We start from the raw sequence: 14,211 nt of genomic DNA on the forward strand, positions 1-14,211 counted from the left end.
GCAGCGGCCCCAGGATTTCAGCTGATGCACAAATCGCCGGGGCCGCTTTGCGGCCCATCGCGACACAAGGCCGCTCCTACAATGATCGCGTTTGCCCGGTCGGGGCCTCAGCGATCCAGATCTTCCACCGCTTCCTGCAGTTCCTTGCGCGACTCTGCCAGCTTGTCCTTGCGCTTGTTGATCTTCTCCGAATCGCCTTTCTTCTCGGCTTTCTTCAAGTCCTTTTCCCGCTGCGCCACTTCGTGACGGGCGTCGAGCACCTTCTGCTCACGTTCCTTGCGCAGGCCGGCATCGGTGCAGTTGTCGACCCCTCGCAGTGCCTCTTCAAGCCCCGCGGCCTGATCGTTGTTGCCGTGGTCACGGGCAATCTTCAACTGGTTCTCAATGGCGCTACGCTTGGCGGCGCAACCGGTCAGGCCGGCATCCGGCTGGGCGGCTTGTACGGCGCCAGCGGCCAGGCCCAGTGTCGCGAGCAGGAAAAGGGTCGAAATACGTTTCATGAAAAGCCTCCTTGACGGGGCGGGGCAGCAAAAGTTGGGGGAAATCCTGCCTTGGTTTTGCCCATTTAGAAACCCTTGTTGGGGTTTTCCGGCTTAATCTCGGGATTTTCCTACGGGTAAATTGGTAAATAATCATTGCTCGATGCTTTGCCTGTCGATCCGGAATCCGTCGATCCCTGCCTTGGCCAGCTGCGTTGCAATGGCTTGAACCTCGGTGGTCGCAAAAAATCCTGCAAGCTGTTGACCGCGCTTTTCGCCGATACCGGGCATGGCTTGCCATTCAAGGTTTGTGCGGGCAGCAAGCTCCAGCCAGTCGCCTGTCACCTGCATGCCGGTGGGGGTGGGCGCGCCCAGCCCGCGCAGCCATTGGGCAAAGGGTCGTGAGCGGGCTTGCTCGAAACTGCCCAGCAACTGCGCAGCCGTTGCGTCACTGATACCGGCTACCTGGCCCAGGCGCTCGGCATCCAGATGCAGCCAGTCGATCATCGAGGTCACCAGCCCGGCAGCCACCAGTCGGCGCCAGGTGCCGGGGCCGGTGCGCGGCAGGGCCAGCCCCTGCTTGCCGCTGAGCCAGGTGAGGCGGGCGATGAACTGGTCCTCGCAGCCTTCGCTGGCCTGCCAGCAACTGTGGGCATGATGTTGGCCGGGCGCTGGTGCGGTTACCGGCTGGCGCTCGGCGGCGCGGTGCACCACTTGCTCCAGGCGCGGGATGGTCAGCCCGGCAAGGCTGACGGCCACTTGGTCACCGGGGCGGATGTCGAGCTTGAGCCAGCGAGCCAGCGAGCCCAGGCTCACCTGGGTGATTCGTCGGTCATCCAGGGTAACTGGCAGCACGTGCAACACTGGCGTGACCCTGCCTGTGCGGCCAACGCGGAAGCGTACTTCGCGCACTTCGGCCAGGGCCTGCGTGTACGGGTGCTTCCACGCCGCGATCCAGTAGGGTGCCTTGGCCTGCCAGCGCTCGGCCGGCGGCCGGACGCCTTGGCGCAACACCACGCCATCGGTGGCGAAGGGCAGGGGTGAGCGGTACCAGTACTCACGCCAGTGCGCGGCATCGTCCGCTGTTTCTATGGCGACGCTGTAATCCTGGCTGTGCGCAAAGCCCAGTTCCGCCAACTTCGCGAGGCGTTCGGCCTGCTGCTCGGGGCCTTGCGGCCAGTCCCACACGAACAGGCCGATGCGCTCGCCTTGCTCACCACTCAGCTGCTTGCGAGCCAGCAGCCCGGCAACCGTCCCTCGGGCATTGGCGCTGCCTGCCTGGGCTTGCACATGCGTATCCAGGCGCAGGTAAAGTTCGCCCTGCAGTTGCAGGTCGATGGCCTGGGGCAGCTGCCGGTTGATTGCGTCGAGCAGGGGGATGTGGCGGCTCCAGTCGTGCCCCTGCACGCCGTCCCCCCGGCTGATCAACTGCACCAGCCGGCCCTGTCGGTAGATGAGGGATACCGCTACGCCATCGACCTTTGGCTGCACCCAGACATCGGCCTTGCCGGCCAGCCAGCGTTCTACAGCCAGGCGGTCGGCCAGCTTGTCGACGCCGGTATGCGGCACCGGATGCGGGATTGGCCCGCCAGCGCTGGCCAGCGGGGACGGGGTGGCCGCGATGCCAAAGCATTGCTGCAGGTGCGCCAGGCGCTGGCGGCTCTGGTCATAGAGCTCATCGGGTACGAGCGCAATGCCCTGGCGATGGTAGTGGTCGTCCCAGTGGGCGAGCGTGGCACGCAGTTGGGCCACTTCAGTTTCAACTTGTTGCGGGTTCCAGTTGGGGCATTGGCTGGCCCAAATCAATGGGGCTTGGAGTGCGAGCAGTACGGCGAATAGCAGCATAAGCGGCATGGCCAGCATCCTTGCATGGCGGGTGGGAACCCTCAGCCTAGGCAGGTAGCGTGCGGGTCGCCATGCAGCGTTTGTCAGCCCATATGTCACAAAAAAGCCCCTGCCGATTGCTCGGCAGGGGCTTTCGTCCAGCGCCGTAGGAAACTTACAGGCCGGCAGCGTCACGCAGCGACTGGGCGCGGTCGGTGCGCTCCCAGGTGAAGGTGGTGAAGGTGTCGTCGCCGACCGTCTTCTGCTGCGGGGTACGGCCGAAGTGGCCGTAGGCAGCGGTTTCCTGGTACATCGGGTGCAGCAGGTCGAGCATGGTGGTGATGGCGTAAGGACGCAGGTCGAAGCACTCGCGCACCAGCTGGATGATCTTGTCGTCGGAGACCTTGCCGGTACCGAAGGTGTTGATCGAGATGGAGGTCGGCTGGGCCACGCCGATGGCGTACGACACCTGGATCTCGCAACGCTCGGCCAGGCCGGCGGCAACGATGTTCTTGGCCACGTAGCGGCCGGCGTAGGCGGCGGAACGGTCGACCTTGGACGGGTCCTTGCCGGAGAACGCGCCACCACCATGGCGGGCCATGCCGCCGTAGGAGTCGACGATGATCTTGCGCCCGGTCAGGCCGCAGTCGCCCACCGGGCCACCGATGATGAAGTTGCCGGTCGGGTTGATGTGGTACTGGGTGCCCTTGTGCAGCAGTTCGGCAGGCAGGGTGTGCTTGACGATCAGCTCCATCACGGCTTCCTGCAGGTCTTTCTGCGAAACCTCAGGGTTGTGCTGGGTCGACAGCACCACGGCGTCGATGCCGACCACCTTGCCATTTTCGTAACGGCAGGTGACCTGCGACTTGGCGTCCGGGCGCAGCCATGGCAGCAGTTTCGATTTGCGCGCTTCGGCCTGGCGCTCGACCAGACGGTGCGAGAAGCAGATCGGTGCCGGCATCAGCACGTCGGTCTCGTTGCTGGCGTAGCCGAACATCAGGCCCTGGTCACCGGCGCCCTGGTCTTCCGGGCGGGAGCGGTCGACGCCCTGGGCGATGTCCACCGACTGCTTGCCGATGATGTTCATCACGGCGCAGGTGGCGCCGTCGAAACCGACGTCGGAGCTGTTGTAGCCGATGTCGATGATGACCTTGCGCACCAGCTCTTCCAGGTCGACCCAGGCGGAGGTGGTGACTTCGCCGGCGATGATGGCGACACCGGTCTTGACCAGGGTTTCGCAGGCTACGCGGGCGTATTTGTCCTGGGCGATGATGGCATCAAGGACGGCGTCCGAAATCTGGTCGGCGATCTTGTCCGGATGCCCTTCGGACACGGACTCGGAGGTGAAAAGGGAGTATTCGCTCATCTCGAAGGTTCCTGAAATTTACCGATGTTGTATGTCGCCAGCCGTCCGCTGGAAATGGCGGACCTGAATCTGGAAACCGTTACGCAAGCCCACGTACAGGCTGTCCCCGGGGGCCAGCCCGGCGGCGTTGGCCCAACGGGCCAGGTCGTCCTGTTCGAAGCCAAGCCACAGGTCGCCGCAGGCTTCGCGCGCCCACCCCTGGTCATGGCTGCACAGTTCGGTTACCAGCAGGCTGCCGCCTGCCTTCACCCGTTTGGCCAGCTGGCGCAAGGCCAGGGCCGGGTCGCTGAAATGGTGCAGCACCATGTTCAGCACAACGCAGTCGGCGGCCACATCCGTTGCACCCAGTGCATCGGCCAACTGCAGGTTCACGTTGTCGAGCCCTTCGCGCTGGCACACCTGGCGCGCCAGTTCGAGCATGGTCGGGCTGTTGTCCAGGGCGGTGACCTGGGCGAAGCGCCGGGCCAGGTCGGGCAGGAAGCCACCGTCACCGGGGCCGACCTCCAGGGCGCTGGCGGTCGGGTCGAAATTCAGTTTGTCGAGCAGCGCCAGCAGGCTTTCGCGGTACTGCGGCAGGCCGGCGATCAGGTCTTGCTGGGCGCGGAATTTCTCTTCCACGCGCAGGAAGAAGTCCTGGCTGGTGGCTGCGCGGCGTTGCTGCACCTGGGCGATGCGCGCCTGCACGTCAGGCGGCAGGGCCAGGTCGTCCACTTCTTCGAGCAGCGCCGCGTGCAGCCGACCGCCCAGGCGCAGGCTGTCGGGCAGGGCGCGGCGGTAGAAAATGGCATTGCCCTCGCGGCGGGTCGCCACCAGCTCGGCCTGGGCCAGTACCTTCAGGTGGTGGCTCATGCCCGACTGGCCCACGTCGAAGATCTGCGCCAGCTCCAGCACGCCGAACGAGTCGTTGGCCAGGGCGCGCAATACGTTCAGGCGCAACTCGTCGCCACTGGCTTTGCACAGGGCAGCCAATGCTTCGCGTTGCTCGGGGATCGATTGCGCACGGAGGTTCATGGTGCGGCAGTCTAGACAGGCATCGTTGCCCTAGCAAGGCCAATATCAAAAAGTTTTGATATTGGCTGATGGGCGGAGTGCGGGGTTGCCCTTTCGGGCCTCTTCGCGGGTGAACCCGCTCCCACAGGGTCGCACCAAGGCTGAGGGCAGTGCTGAACCTGTGGGAGCGGGTTCACCCGCGAAGAAGCCGGCACCGATTTCCAGATTTTGCCCCGAAATCAGTGCCAATCAGAGGAAAATCCCCCGACTGCGACCATACGTCATTGCCCCAAGCCCCCCCAGTGGGCGAAAATGGCCGCCTTTTTTCGTGACACCACCTATTCAAGCCCCCCAGGAGATCAGCGATGCCCAGCCGTCGTGAACGTGCCAACGCCATTCGTGCCCTCAGCATGGATGCCGTGCAAAAGGCCAACAGCGGCCACCCAGGTGCCCCCATGGGCATGGCGGATATCGCCGAAGTGCTTTGGCGCGACTATCTGAAGCACAACCCGAGCAACCCGAGTTTCGCCGACCGTGACCGCTTCGTGCTGTCCAACGGCCACGGTTCGATGCTGATCTACTCGCTGCTGCACCTGACCGGCTACGACGTCACCATCGATGACATCAAAGGCTTCCGCCAGCTGCACAGCCGCACCCCGGGCCACCCGGAATACGGCTACACCCCAGGCGTCGAGACCACCACCGGCCCGCTCGGCCAGGGTATCGCCAACGCCGTGGGCTTCGCCCTGGCCGAAAAAGTGCTCGCCGCCCAGTTCAACCGTGACGGCCACAACATCGTCGACCACAACACCTACGTGTTCCTCGGCGACGGCTGCATGATGGAAGGTATCTCCCACGAAGTCGCTTCGCTGGCCGGCACCCTGGGCCTGAACAAGCTGATCGCCTTCTACGACGACAACGGCATTTCCATCGACGGCGAAGTGCACGGCTGGTTCACCGACAACACCCCGGCGCGCTTCGAAGCCTACAACTGGCAGGTGATCCGCAACGTCGACGGCCATGACGCCGACGAGATCAAGACCGCCATCGAGACCGCCCGCAAGAGCGATCGCCCGACCCTGATCTGCTGCAAGACCATCATCGGTTTCGGCTCGCCGAACAAGCAGGGCAAGGAAGACTGCCACGGCGCACCGCTGGGCAACGACGAAATCGCCCTGGCCCGCAAGGAACTGAACTGGAACCACGGCCCGTTCGAAATCCCGGCCGAGATCTACGCCGAGTGGGACGCCAAGGCTGCCGGTGCCAAGGCCGAAGCCGACTGGAACCAGCGCTTCGACGCCTACGCCAAGGCCTACCCGGAGCTGGCTGCCGAGTTCAAGCGCCGTGACAGCGGCGAGCTGCCGGCCGACTTCAGCGAGAAGGCCCAGGCCTACATCAACGAAGTGGCCGCCAAGGGCGAAACCATCGCCAGCCGCAAGGCCAGCCAGAACGCCCTGAACGCCTTCGGCCCGCTGCTGCCAGAGTTCCTCGGCGGTTCGGCCGACCTGGCCGGCTCCAACCTGACCCTGTGGAAGGGCTGCAAGGGTGTAGAAGCCAACGACGCCAGCGGCAACTACGTGTTCTATGGCGTGCGCGAGTTCGGCATGACCGCCATCATGAACGGCGTTGCCCTGCACGGTGGCCTGGTGCCTTACGGCGCGACCTTCCTGATGTTCATGGAATACGCTCGCAACGCCGTGCGCATGTCGGCACTGATGAAGCAGCGCGTGATCCACGTCTACACCCACGACTCCATCGGCCTGGGCGAAGACGGCCCGACTCACCAGCCGATCGAGCAGCTGACCAGCCTGCGCAGCACGCCGAACCTGGACACCTGGCGCCCAGCCGACGCGGTGGAATCCGCCGTGTCCTGGAAAAGCGCCCTGGAGCGCAAGGACGGCCCTTCGGCGCTGATCTTCTCGCGCCAGAACCTGCAGCACCAGGACCGCGATGCCCAGCAGATCGCCGACATCAGCCGCGGTGGCTACGTGCTCAAGGACTGCGCCGGCGAGCCTGAGCTGATCCTGATCGCCACCGGTTCCGAAGTGGGCCTGGCTGTTCAGGCGCACGCCAAGCTGACCGAACAAGGCCGCAAGGTGCGCGTGGTTTCCATGCCGTGCACCAGCGTGTTCGATGCCCAGGACGCTGCCTACAAGCAGTCCGTGCTGCCGCTGGAAGTAGGTGCGCGTATCGCCATCGAAGCCGCTCACGCCGACTTCTGGTACAAGTACGTCGGCCTGGAAGGTCGTATCATCGGCATGACCACCTACGGTGAGTCGGCGCCGGCTTCGGCACTGTTCGAAGAGTTCGGCTTCACCCTGGATAACATCCTCGGGACTGCCGAAGAGCTGCTGGAAGACTGATACAGGCGTAAGGCGAGGGCTTCCGCCCTCGTTTCGCGACACAAGGCCGCTCCCACAAGGTACAGCGTACGCGTTCCCTGTGGGAGCGGCCTTGCGTCGCGATGGGCCGCAACGCGGCCCCAACAGCCATCATGCGTTAGCGAGCCAACGAATGCCCCACCTGCGTCCCTACAAAGTTGCACTCAACGGTTATGGCCGTATCGGCCGCTGTGTCCTGCGCGCGCTGTTCGAGCGGGGGGCAAAGGCCGGTTTCGAGATCGTCGCGCTGAACGACCTGGCCGACCAGGCCAGCCTGGAATACCTGACACGCTTCGACTCCACCCACGGGCGTTTCCCCGGTGAGGTGAAGGTCGATGGCGACTGTCTGCATATCAATGGCGACTGCGTGAAGGTGATGCGCAGTGCCACCCCCGAAGGCATCGACTGGGCCGCCCTGGACATCGACCTGGTGCTGGAGTGCTCCGGCGCCTACCACACCCGCGCCGATGGCCAGCGTTTCCTCGACGCCGGCGCGCCGCGGGTGCTGTTCTCGCAGCCAATGGCCAGCGAGGCCGACGTCGATGCCACGGTGGTCTACGGCGTCAACCAGGCCTGCCTGACCGGCAACGAGCGCCTGGTGTCCAACGCATCGTGCACCACCAACTGCGGTGTGCCGCTGCTGCGCGTGCTGGACCAGGCATTCGGCATCGAGTACGTGCAGATCACCACCATCCACTCGGCGATGAACGACCAGCCGGTGATCGACGCCTACCACCACGAAGACCTGCGCCGCACGCGCTCGGCCTTCCAGTCGGTGATCCCGGTGTCCACTGGTCTGGCGCGTGGCATCGAGCGCCTGCTTCCGGAACTTGCCGGGCGAATCCAGGCCAAAGCGGTACGCGTACCGACCGTCAACGTCTCGTGCCTGGACATCACCCTGCAGACCGCCCGCGATACCAGCGCGGCCGAAGTCAACCGGGTGCTGCGCGAGGCGGCGCTGGAAGGCCCGCTGAAAGGCTTGCTGGCCTACACCGAGTTGCCCCACGCCAGCTGTGATTTCAACCATGACCCGCATTCGGCGATCGTCGATGCCAGCCAGACCCGTGTTTCCGGCCCCCGCCTGGTGAACCTGCTGGCCTGGTTCGACAACGAATGGGGGTTCGCCAACCGTATGCTCGACGTTGCCGAACACTATCTGCACGTCGTCCACCCAACCCGCAACAAACAGCCCTGAAGGACTGCATTCATGACCGTGTTGAAGATGACCGACCTCGACCTGCAAGGTAAGCGCGTACTGATCCGCGAAGACCTCAACGTGCCTGTGAAGGACGGTGTGGTAGCCAGCGACGCGCGTATCCTGGCAGCGCTGCCGACCATCAAGCTGGCCCTGGAGAAGGGCGCGGCGGTAATGGTCTGCTCGCACCTGGGCCGCCCGACCGAGGGTGAGTTCTCTGCCGAGAACAGCCTCAAGCCGGTCGCCGACTACCTGAGCAAGGCCCTGGGCCGCGACGTACCGCTGGTTGCCGACTACCTGGACGGTGTCGAGGTCAAGGCTGGTGACCTGGTACTGTTCGAGAACGTGCGCTTCAACAAGGGCGAGAAGAAGAACGCCGACGAGCTGGCGCAGAAATACGCCGCTCTGTGCGACGTGTTCGTCATGGACGCTTTCGGTACTGCCCACCGTGCCGAAGGTTCGACCCATGGCGTTGCCAAGTTCGCCAAGGTCGCTGCTGCCGGCCCACTGCTGGCAGCCGAGCTGGATGCCCTGGGCAAGGCCCTGAAGGCCCCGGCCAAGCCGATGGCAGCCATCGTTGCCGGCTCCAAGGTCTCCACCAAGCTGGACGTGCTGAACAGCCTGAGCTCGGTCTGCGACCAGCTGATCGTCGGTGGCGGCATTGCCAACACCTTCCTGGCCGCAGCCGGCCACCCGGTGGGCAAGTCGCTGTACGAGCCTGACCTGGTCGACACCGCCAAGGCCATCGCCGCCAAGGTCAGCGTGCCTCTGCCGGTCGACGTGGTGGTTGCCAAAGAGTTCGCCGAGAGCGCAGAAGCCACCGTCAAGGCCATTGCCGACGTTGCCGCTGACGACATGATCCTGGACATCGGCCCGCAAACCGCTGCCAATTTCGCCGAGTTGCTGAAGTCGTCGAAGACCATCCTGTGGAACGGCCCGGTCGGCGTGTTCGAATTCGACCAGTTCGGCAACGGCACCAAGGTGCTGGCCAAGGCCATCGCCGACAGCGCTGCGTTCTCCATCGCCGGTGGCGGTGACACCCTGGCAGCCATCGACAAATATGGCGTTGGCGCCGATATCTCCTACATTTCTACCGGTGGTGGCGCCTTCCTCGAGTTCGTCGAGGGCAAGGTCCTGCCGGCCGTGGCAATCCTGGAAGAGCGGGCCAAGGCCTGATGACGTCGGCGCTTGGCAAAGGGAGCGGCCTGATGGTCAAGCAATTGCCTGTGATGATGCTGGCTGGCCTGCTGAGCGCATGCGCCGGCAGCCCGGCCTCGGATGCCGACCCGGCGCAGCCGCCCAGGGGCGGTTGCTACCAGTCCGAGTGGCAGGCCGAGACCGTGCCGGTCATCAGCAAGCGCGTGGGCCCGGAAGGCCTGGAAAAGTACGACGAAGACCACCAGCGCAAGGCGCCGGGTTGCCCTTGAACCCGGCATTTCGTCGGGCCGGGCAACCAAGTGACCGCTGCGTGGTCATCTAGAGGATATTTAATGAAAGCGCTTTTGGCCGTGACGGCCCTGGCGACACTGGCAGGATGCTCGCTGCTGAAGCCGGCGCAACCCGCCCCGGCAGACGACTGGACCCGCTGGGTCTGCGACACCCAGGCTGAAGTGCTGTGGCGCTTCGCCGATGCGCAGCGCGACCAGGTCGATGTGCGCCTTGGTGGCGGCGACCAGGTCTACCGGCTCAAGGCCGAGCCGGGTGCCTCGGGTGCGCTGTACAGCGATGGCATGCTGGCCTTCCATACCAAGGGCGAAGAAGGCCTGGTGTACTGGGTGGCAACCAACGATCTGATTGGGCGGGGCTGCAAGGCACCGTGACTGGCCGGGCCGCGAGGGTGGCCCAGACTACTTGAACAGCAACCGCCCCTGCGGCAGGCTTGCACGAAACAAACGACGCTTGTCGGGAGAGAGATACACAATGGCACTCATTAGCATGCGCCAGATGCTGGACCACGCCGCCGAGTTCGGTTACGGCGTACCAGCTTTCAACGTCAACAACCTCGAGCAGATGCGCGCCATCATGGAAGCGGCCGACAAGACCGACTCCCCGGTGATCGTCCAGGCTTCGGCCGGTGCCCGCAAATACGCCGGTGCCCCGTTCCTGCGTCACCTGATCCTGGCGGCCATCGAAGAATTCCCGCATATCCCGGTGTGTATGCACCAGGACCACGGCACCAGCCCTGACGTCTGCCAGCGCTCGATCCAGCTGGGCTTCAGCTCGGTGATGATGGACGGCTCGCTGGGTGAAGACGGCAAGACCCCGACCGACTACGAGTACAACGTCCGCGTTACCCAGCAGACCGTTGCCATGGCCCACGCCTGCGGCGTTTCGGTAGAAGGCGAGCTGGGCTGCCTGGGTTCGCTGGAAACCGGCATGGCCGGTGAAGAAGACGGCATCGGTGCCGAAGGCGTGCTGGACCACAGCCAGATGCTGACCGACCCGGAAGAGGCTGCCGACTTCGTCAAGAAGACCCAGGTCGACGCCCTGGCGATCGCCATCGGTACCAGCCACGGTGCCTACAAGTTCACCAAGCCACCAACCGGTGACGTGCTGGCCATCGACCGCATCAAGGAAATCCACAAGCGCATCCCCAACACCCACCTGGTGATGCACGGTTCGTCCTCGGTACCGCAAGAGTGGCTGGCGATCATCAACCAGTACGGCGGCGACATCAAGGAAACCTACGGTGTACCGGTCGAGGAAATCGTCGAAGGTATCAAGTACGGCGTGCGCAAGGTCAACATCGACACCGACCTGCGTCTGGCTTCCACCGGCGCCATGCGCCGCCTGATGGCGCAGAACCCGAGCGAGTTCGACCCGCGCAAGTTCTTCGGTGAAACCGTCAAGGCCATGCGTGACGTGTGCATCGCCCGTTACGAAGCCTTCGGCACCGCTGGCAATGCCTCGAAGATCAAGCCGATCTCCCTGGAAGGCATGTACCAGCGCTACCTGAAAGGTGAGCTGGCCGCCAAGGTCAACTGATCTTCTGGCATTAATGAAAAAGCCCGCAGCGATGCGGGTTTTTTCATTTTTGGGTGTTAGAACCTTGCATCTGTGATGGCCTCTTCGCGGGCACGCCCGCTCCCACAGGGAGCATGCAAACCCTCCATGTGGGAGCGGGCATGCCCGCGAAGAGGGCGGCACATATTCCCGGCAAAGCGACCGTTAGTCGGCTACCGTATAGTTGAGGCACTGATAGCGTTCTGATTGCATTGCGTGTTATCCGCTCAGGTCTAGAGTACTAGTGGATCCAACCGTATCTTGAAGTCGGTCACATAATAGAGAAGCAGCATGGATGGCGCTCACCCTCACCCCCAACCTCAGCCACTGGATGGCAGCTCGGTTCTTCTGGTGGTAGACGATTACCCCGAAAACCTCATCAGCATGCGGGCATTGCTGGCCCGTCAGGATTGGCAGGTGCTGACGGCAAACTCGGGGATGGAAGCCCTGAGCGCGTTGCTCGAGCACGATGTCGACCTGGTCCTGCTGGATGTACAGATGCCGGAGATGGACGGCTTCGAAGTCGCCCGGCTGATGCGCGGCAGCCAGCGTACCCGGCTGACCCCGATCATTTTCCTCACCGCCAACGAACAGTCCGAAGCGGCCGTGCTCAAGGGCTACGCCAGCGGCGCCGTGGACTACATGTTCAAACCGTTCGACCCGCAAATCCTCAAGCCCAAGGTCCAGGCCCTGCTCGACCAGCAGCGCAACCGGCGCATGCTGCAGCGGCTGACCCGCGAGCTGGAAGCGGCCAGGGCCTTCAACGCATCGATCCTGGAGAACGCCGCCGAGGGCATTCTGGTGGTGGATGCCCAAGGCATCATCAGCTTTGCCAACCCGGCCATTTCCCGTTTGTTGTCAGCGCCGGTGCAGGAGTTGCAGGGCGCCCATCTGCTCGACCTGGTGCAACTGACCAGTGCCAGCCTGTGGAACGAATCGGACTTCTACCAGGCCTACCTGGGGCGGCGCATCTTCCGCGTGCATGATGCCCAGCTGCGCACCCTGGGCGGCGAGCTGGTGCCGGTGGCGTTGTCCTGTGCGCCACTGCCGGCAGAACAGCAGGCCATGGTGGTCACCGTGCTGGACATGTCGGTGGTGCGCAACCTGCACCAGCAGCTGGAGTACCAGGCCGTCACCGACCCGCTTACCGGCCTGCTCAACCGCCGCGGGTTCTACCAGGCCGCCGAAGGTGCGCTGCTGCGCAACGAGCGTTCGGACAAGGCGCAGGCGCTGATGTACATGGACCTGGATGGCTTCAAGCGCATCAACGACTCGCTCGGCCACGACGCGGGCGACCGGGTGCTGCACTGGGTAGCCGAACAGCTCAAGGATTGCCTGGGCAGTGAAGCGCTGCTGGCGCGCATGGGCGGGGACGAGTTCACCGCACTGTTCGACAGCCTGCCTTACCCGGAGCAGGCCGGGCGCTATGCCGAGCGGTTGCTGGAACGTATTTCCATCAGCCACCAGGTGGAAGGGCTGGATGTGAGCCTTGGGGTGAGCATCGGTATCGCCACTTATCCGGATTGCGGCGCCAATGTCGAAGGCCTCTTGCGTGCGGCCGATGCGGCGATGTACGCGGCCAAGCAGGCGGGGCGCCAGCAGTATCGCTTCTACGATCAGGAGCTCAACGGCCGGGCGCGTTCGCGGCTGATGCTCGAGGACAGCGTACGCACGGCCGTGGAGCAGCAAGACTTCACTCTGGTTTACCAGCCGCAGGTTGGCTTCAACGATGGCCGCTTGCGTGGCTTCGAGGCCTTGCTGCGTTGGCAGCATCCCAGTGTCGGCGATGTGCCGCCGGGGCTGTTCATCCCGTTGCTGGAAGAGGCGCGCCTGATCAACCGCCTGGCCAGCTGGATCTACCGCCAGGGCGCGGCTCAGCGCCAGGCCTGGTGCCAGCGTTTCCCGGCGGACCTGGTGCTGGGTATCAGCCTGAGCCGTGCGCAGTTCGCCATGCCAAGCCTGGTCGACGAACTGCACCGGGTCATCCAGCTTTACCAGCTGGACCCGGCGCAGCTGGAAGTGGAGGTGGCGGAAACCTCGCTGATGTACAACATCGATGCGGCGGTGAAACAGATACACCGCTTGCGCGAGCTGGGTATGCGGGTGGCGCTGGATGACTTTGGTGCCGGCGACTGTTCGTTGCGCATGTTGCGCGACCTGCCGATCGATACCCTCAAGCTCGACCGCCACCTGGTCGCGCGCCTGCCCGACTCGGCGGTGGATGCCGCGCTGGTGCGCAGCGTCATCGGCCTGTGCGCCGACTACAGCATCACGGTGATCGCCGAGGGGGTGGAAACCCCGGCCCAGGCGGCCTGGCTCAAGGCCAATGGCTGTGAGTACGTGCAGGGGTTCCTGGTGGCATACCCGATGACCGCCACGGATGCCAGCAGCTTCCCGGCGATTTTCTCCTGGCCGGGGCCGTGATTGGCTAGAATCGGCATTCGTTACACCGAATGCAGCGCCATGACCGTATTACGATACTTGCAAGCCTACCCCCCGCACCTGCAGCAACAGGTGCGGGAGATGATCGAAAGCGACCGCCTGGGCGAGTACCTGCAGCGCCGCTACCCCGACCGCCATGACGTGCAGAACGACAAGGCGCTGTATGGCTATGCCCAGGATTTGCGCCAGCAATACCTGCGCAGCGCGCCGAACCTGGACAAGGTGCTGTTCGACAATCGTCTCGACCTGACCCATCGGGCCCTGGGCCTGAATACGGCGATATCAAGGGTGCAGGGCGGCAAGCTCAAGGCGAAGAAGGAAATCCGCATTGCCTCGCTGTTCAAGGAGGCCGCGCCGCAATTCTTGCGCATGATCGTGGTGCACGAACTGGCACACCTGCGCGAGCGCGACCACAACAAGGCGTTCTACCAGCTCTGCCAGCACATGGAGCCGGACTACCACCAACTGGAATTCGACCTGCGCGTCTACCTGACCTATCGGGAGCTGCCGGGCAACTGTTAAGGACCACGC

12 protein-coding genes are annotated in these 14,211 nt (G+C 64.1%); 8 read left to right on the forward strand and 4 right to left on the reverse strand.

What is annotated here, in order from left to right; genetic code table 11:
- Positions 1-107 precede the first annotated feature (107 nt).
- From CAG00_RS03530 to CAG00_RS03545, 4 genes are all read right to left on the reverse strand, one after another.
- Positions 108-500, reverse strand: a complete 393-nt coding sequence (locus CAG00_RS03530; protein WP_085614684.1) for a DUF1090 domain-containing protein — start codon at positions 498-500, stop codon at positions 108-110.
- Between the two features lie 132 nt (positions 501-632).
- Positions 633-2,333 carry an NAD-dependent DNA ligase LigB gene (ligB, locus tag CAG00_RS03535; RefSeq protein ID WP_085663509.1) on the reverse strand — a complete coding sequence of 567 codons (1,701 nt, stop codon included), beginning with the start codon at positions 2,331-2,333 and terminating at the stop codon, positions 633-635.
- Between the two features lie 145 nt (positions 2,334-2,478).
- A complete protein-coding gene (metK, locus tag CAG00_RS03540) occupies positions 2,479-3,669 on the reverse strand; it encodes a methionine adenosyltransferase (RefSeq protein WP_015272060.1) in 1,191 nt (396 codons plus the stop codon).
- 18 nt (positions 3,670-3,687) lie between these two features.
- Positions 3,688-4,680 carry a metalloregulator ArsR/SmtB family transcription factor gene (locus tag CAG00_RS03545; protein ID WP_085663510.1) on the reverse strand — a complete coding sequence of 331 codons (993 nt, stop codon included), beginning with the start codon at positions 4,678-4,680 and terminating at the stop codon, positions 3,688-3,690.
- A gap of 344 nt (positions 4,681-5,024) precedes the next feature.
- Here CAG00_RS03545 and tkt point away from each other — a divergent pair, with 344 nt between their 5' ends.
- The 8 genes from tkt to CAG00_RS03585 all read left to right on the forward strand — a co-directional run bounded on the left by tkt (position 5,025) and on the right by CAG00_RS03585 (position 14,202).
- Positions 5,025-7,022, forward strand: a complete 1,998-nt coding sequence (tkt, locus tag CAG00_RS03550; protein ID WP_085663511.1) for a transketolase — start codon at positions 5,025-5,027, stop codon at positions 7,020-7,022.
- A 151-nt stretch (positions 7,023-7,173) separates the two neighbouring features.
- Positions 7,174-8,235 (forward strand): erythrose-4-phosphate dehydrogenase, encoded by a 1,062-nt coding sequence (gene epd, locus CAG00_RS03555; RefSeq protein WP_013974502.1) that lies wholly within the window; start codon positions 7,174-7,176, stop codon positions 8,233-8,235.
- A gap of 12 nt (positions 8,236-8,247) precedes the next feature.
- Positions 8,248-9,411, forward strand: coding sequence for a phosphoglycerate kinase (locus CAG00_RS03560; protein WP_024087831.1), 1,164 nt, complete (start codon positions 8,248-8,250; stop codon positions 9,409-9,411).
- Positions 9,411-9,662 (forward strand): hypothetical protein, encoded by a 252-nt coding sequence (locus CAG00_RS03565; RefSeq protein ID WP_085663512.1) that lies wholly within the window; start codon positions 9,411-9,413, stop codon positions 9,660-9,662. The genes CAG00_RS03560 and CAG00_RS03565 overlap by 1 nt, the downstream gene beginning before the upstream one ends.
- Before the next feature lie 63 nt (positions 9,663-9,725).
- Positions 9,726-10,055: an MliC family protein gene (locus CAG00_RS03570; protein ID WP_013974499.1), complete on the forward strand. Its 330-nt coding sequence runs from the start codon at positions 9,726-9,728 to the stop codon at positions 10,053-10,055.
- A gap of 100 nt (positions 10,056-10,155) precedes the next feature.
- A complete protein-coding gene (fba, locus tag CAG00_RS03575) occupies positions 10,156-11,220 on the forward strand; it encodes a class II fructose-bisphosphate aldolase (RefSeq protein ID WP_016712383.1) in 1,065 nt (354 codons plus the stop codon).
- 309 nt (positions 11,221-11,529) lie between these two features.
- Entirely contained in the window at positions 11,530-13,662 is a 2,133-nt protein-coding gene (locus CAG00_RS03580) for a bifunctional diguanylate cyclase/phosphodiesterase (protein ID WP_085663513.1), read from the forward strand.
- Positions 13,663-13,701: 39 nt separating this feature from the next.
- The gene (locus tag CAG00_RS03585; RefSeq protein ID WP_085614697.1) at positions 13,702-14,202 is read left to right on the forward strand and encodes a M48 family metallopeptidase; all 501 of its coding nucleotides are present in this window, start codon (positions 13,702-13,704) and stop codon (positions 14,200-14,202) included.
- The last annotated feature ends 9 nt before the right edge of the window (positions 14,203-14,211 follow it).

This window comes from Pseudomonas sp. B5(2017) (assembly GCF_002112825.1).
Classification (GTDB): Bacteria; Pseudomonadota; Gammaproteobacteria; order Pseudomonadales; family Pseudomonadaceae; genus Aquipseudomonas; species Aquipseudomonas putida_Z.

What these genes read in the sequence shown, in the direction of transcription:
- CAG00_RS03585 (WP_085614697.1), top strand. Translation starts at nt 13,702, where the DNA reads ATGACCGTATTACGATACTTGCAAGCCTACCCCCCGCACCTGCAGCAA.
- epd (WP_013974502.1), top strand. Translation starts at nt 7,174, where the DNA reads ATGCCCCACCTGCGTCCCTACAAAGTTGCACTCAACGGTTATGGCCGT.
- CAG00_RS03530 (WP_085614684.1), bottom strand. Translation starts at nt 500, where the DNA reads ATGAAACGTATTTCGACCCTTTTCCTGCTCGCGACACTGGGCCTGGCC.
- ligB (WP_085663509.1), bottom strand. Translation starts at nt 2,333, where the DNA reads ATGCCGCTTATGCTGCTATTCGCCGTACTGCTCGCACTCCAAGCCCCA.
- CAG00_RS03560 (WP_024087831.1), top strand. Translation starts at nt 8,248, where the DNA reads ATGACCGTGTTGAAGATGACCGACCTCGACCTGCAAGGTAAGCGCGTA.
- CAG00_RS03570 (WP_013974499.1), top strand. Translation starts at nt 9,726, where the DNA reads ATGAAAGCGCTTTTGGCCGTGACGGCCCTGGCGACACTGGCAGGATGC.
- metK (WP_015272060.1), bottom strand. Translation starts at nt 3,669, where the DNA reads ATGAGCGAATACTCCCTTTTCACCTCCGAGTCCGTGTCCGAAGGGCAT.
- CAG00_RS03580 (WP_085663513.1), top strand. Translation starts at nt 11,530, where the DNA reads ATGGATGGCGCTCACCCTCACCCCCAACCTCAGCCACTGGATGGCAGC.
- CAG00_RS03545 (WP_085663510.1), bottom strand. Translation starts at nt 4,680, where the DNA reads ATGAACCTCCGTGCGCAATCGATCCCCGAGCAACGCGAAGCATTGGCT.
- tkt (WP_085663511.1), top strand. Translation starts at nt 5,025, where the DNA reads ATGCCCAGCCGTCGTGAACGTGCCAACGCCATTCGTGCCCTCAGCATG.
- fba (WP_016712383.1), top strand. Translation starts at nt 10,156, where the DNA reads ATGGCACTCATTAGCATGCGCCAGATGCTGGACCACGCCGCCGAGTTC.
- CAG00_RS03565 (WP_085663512.1), top strand. Translation starts at nt 9,411, where the DNA reads ATGACGTCGGCGCTTGGCAAAGGGAGCGGCCTGATGGTCAAGCAATTG.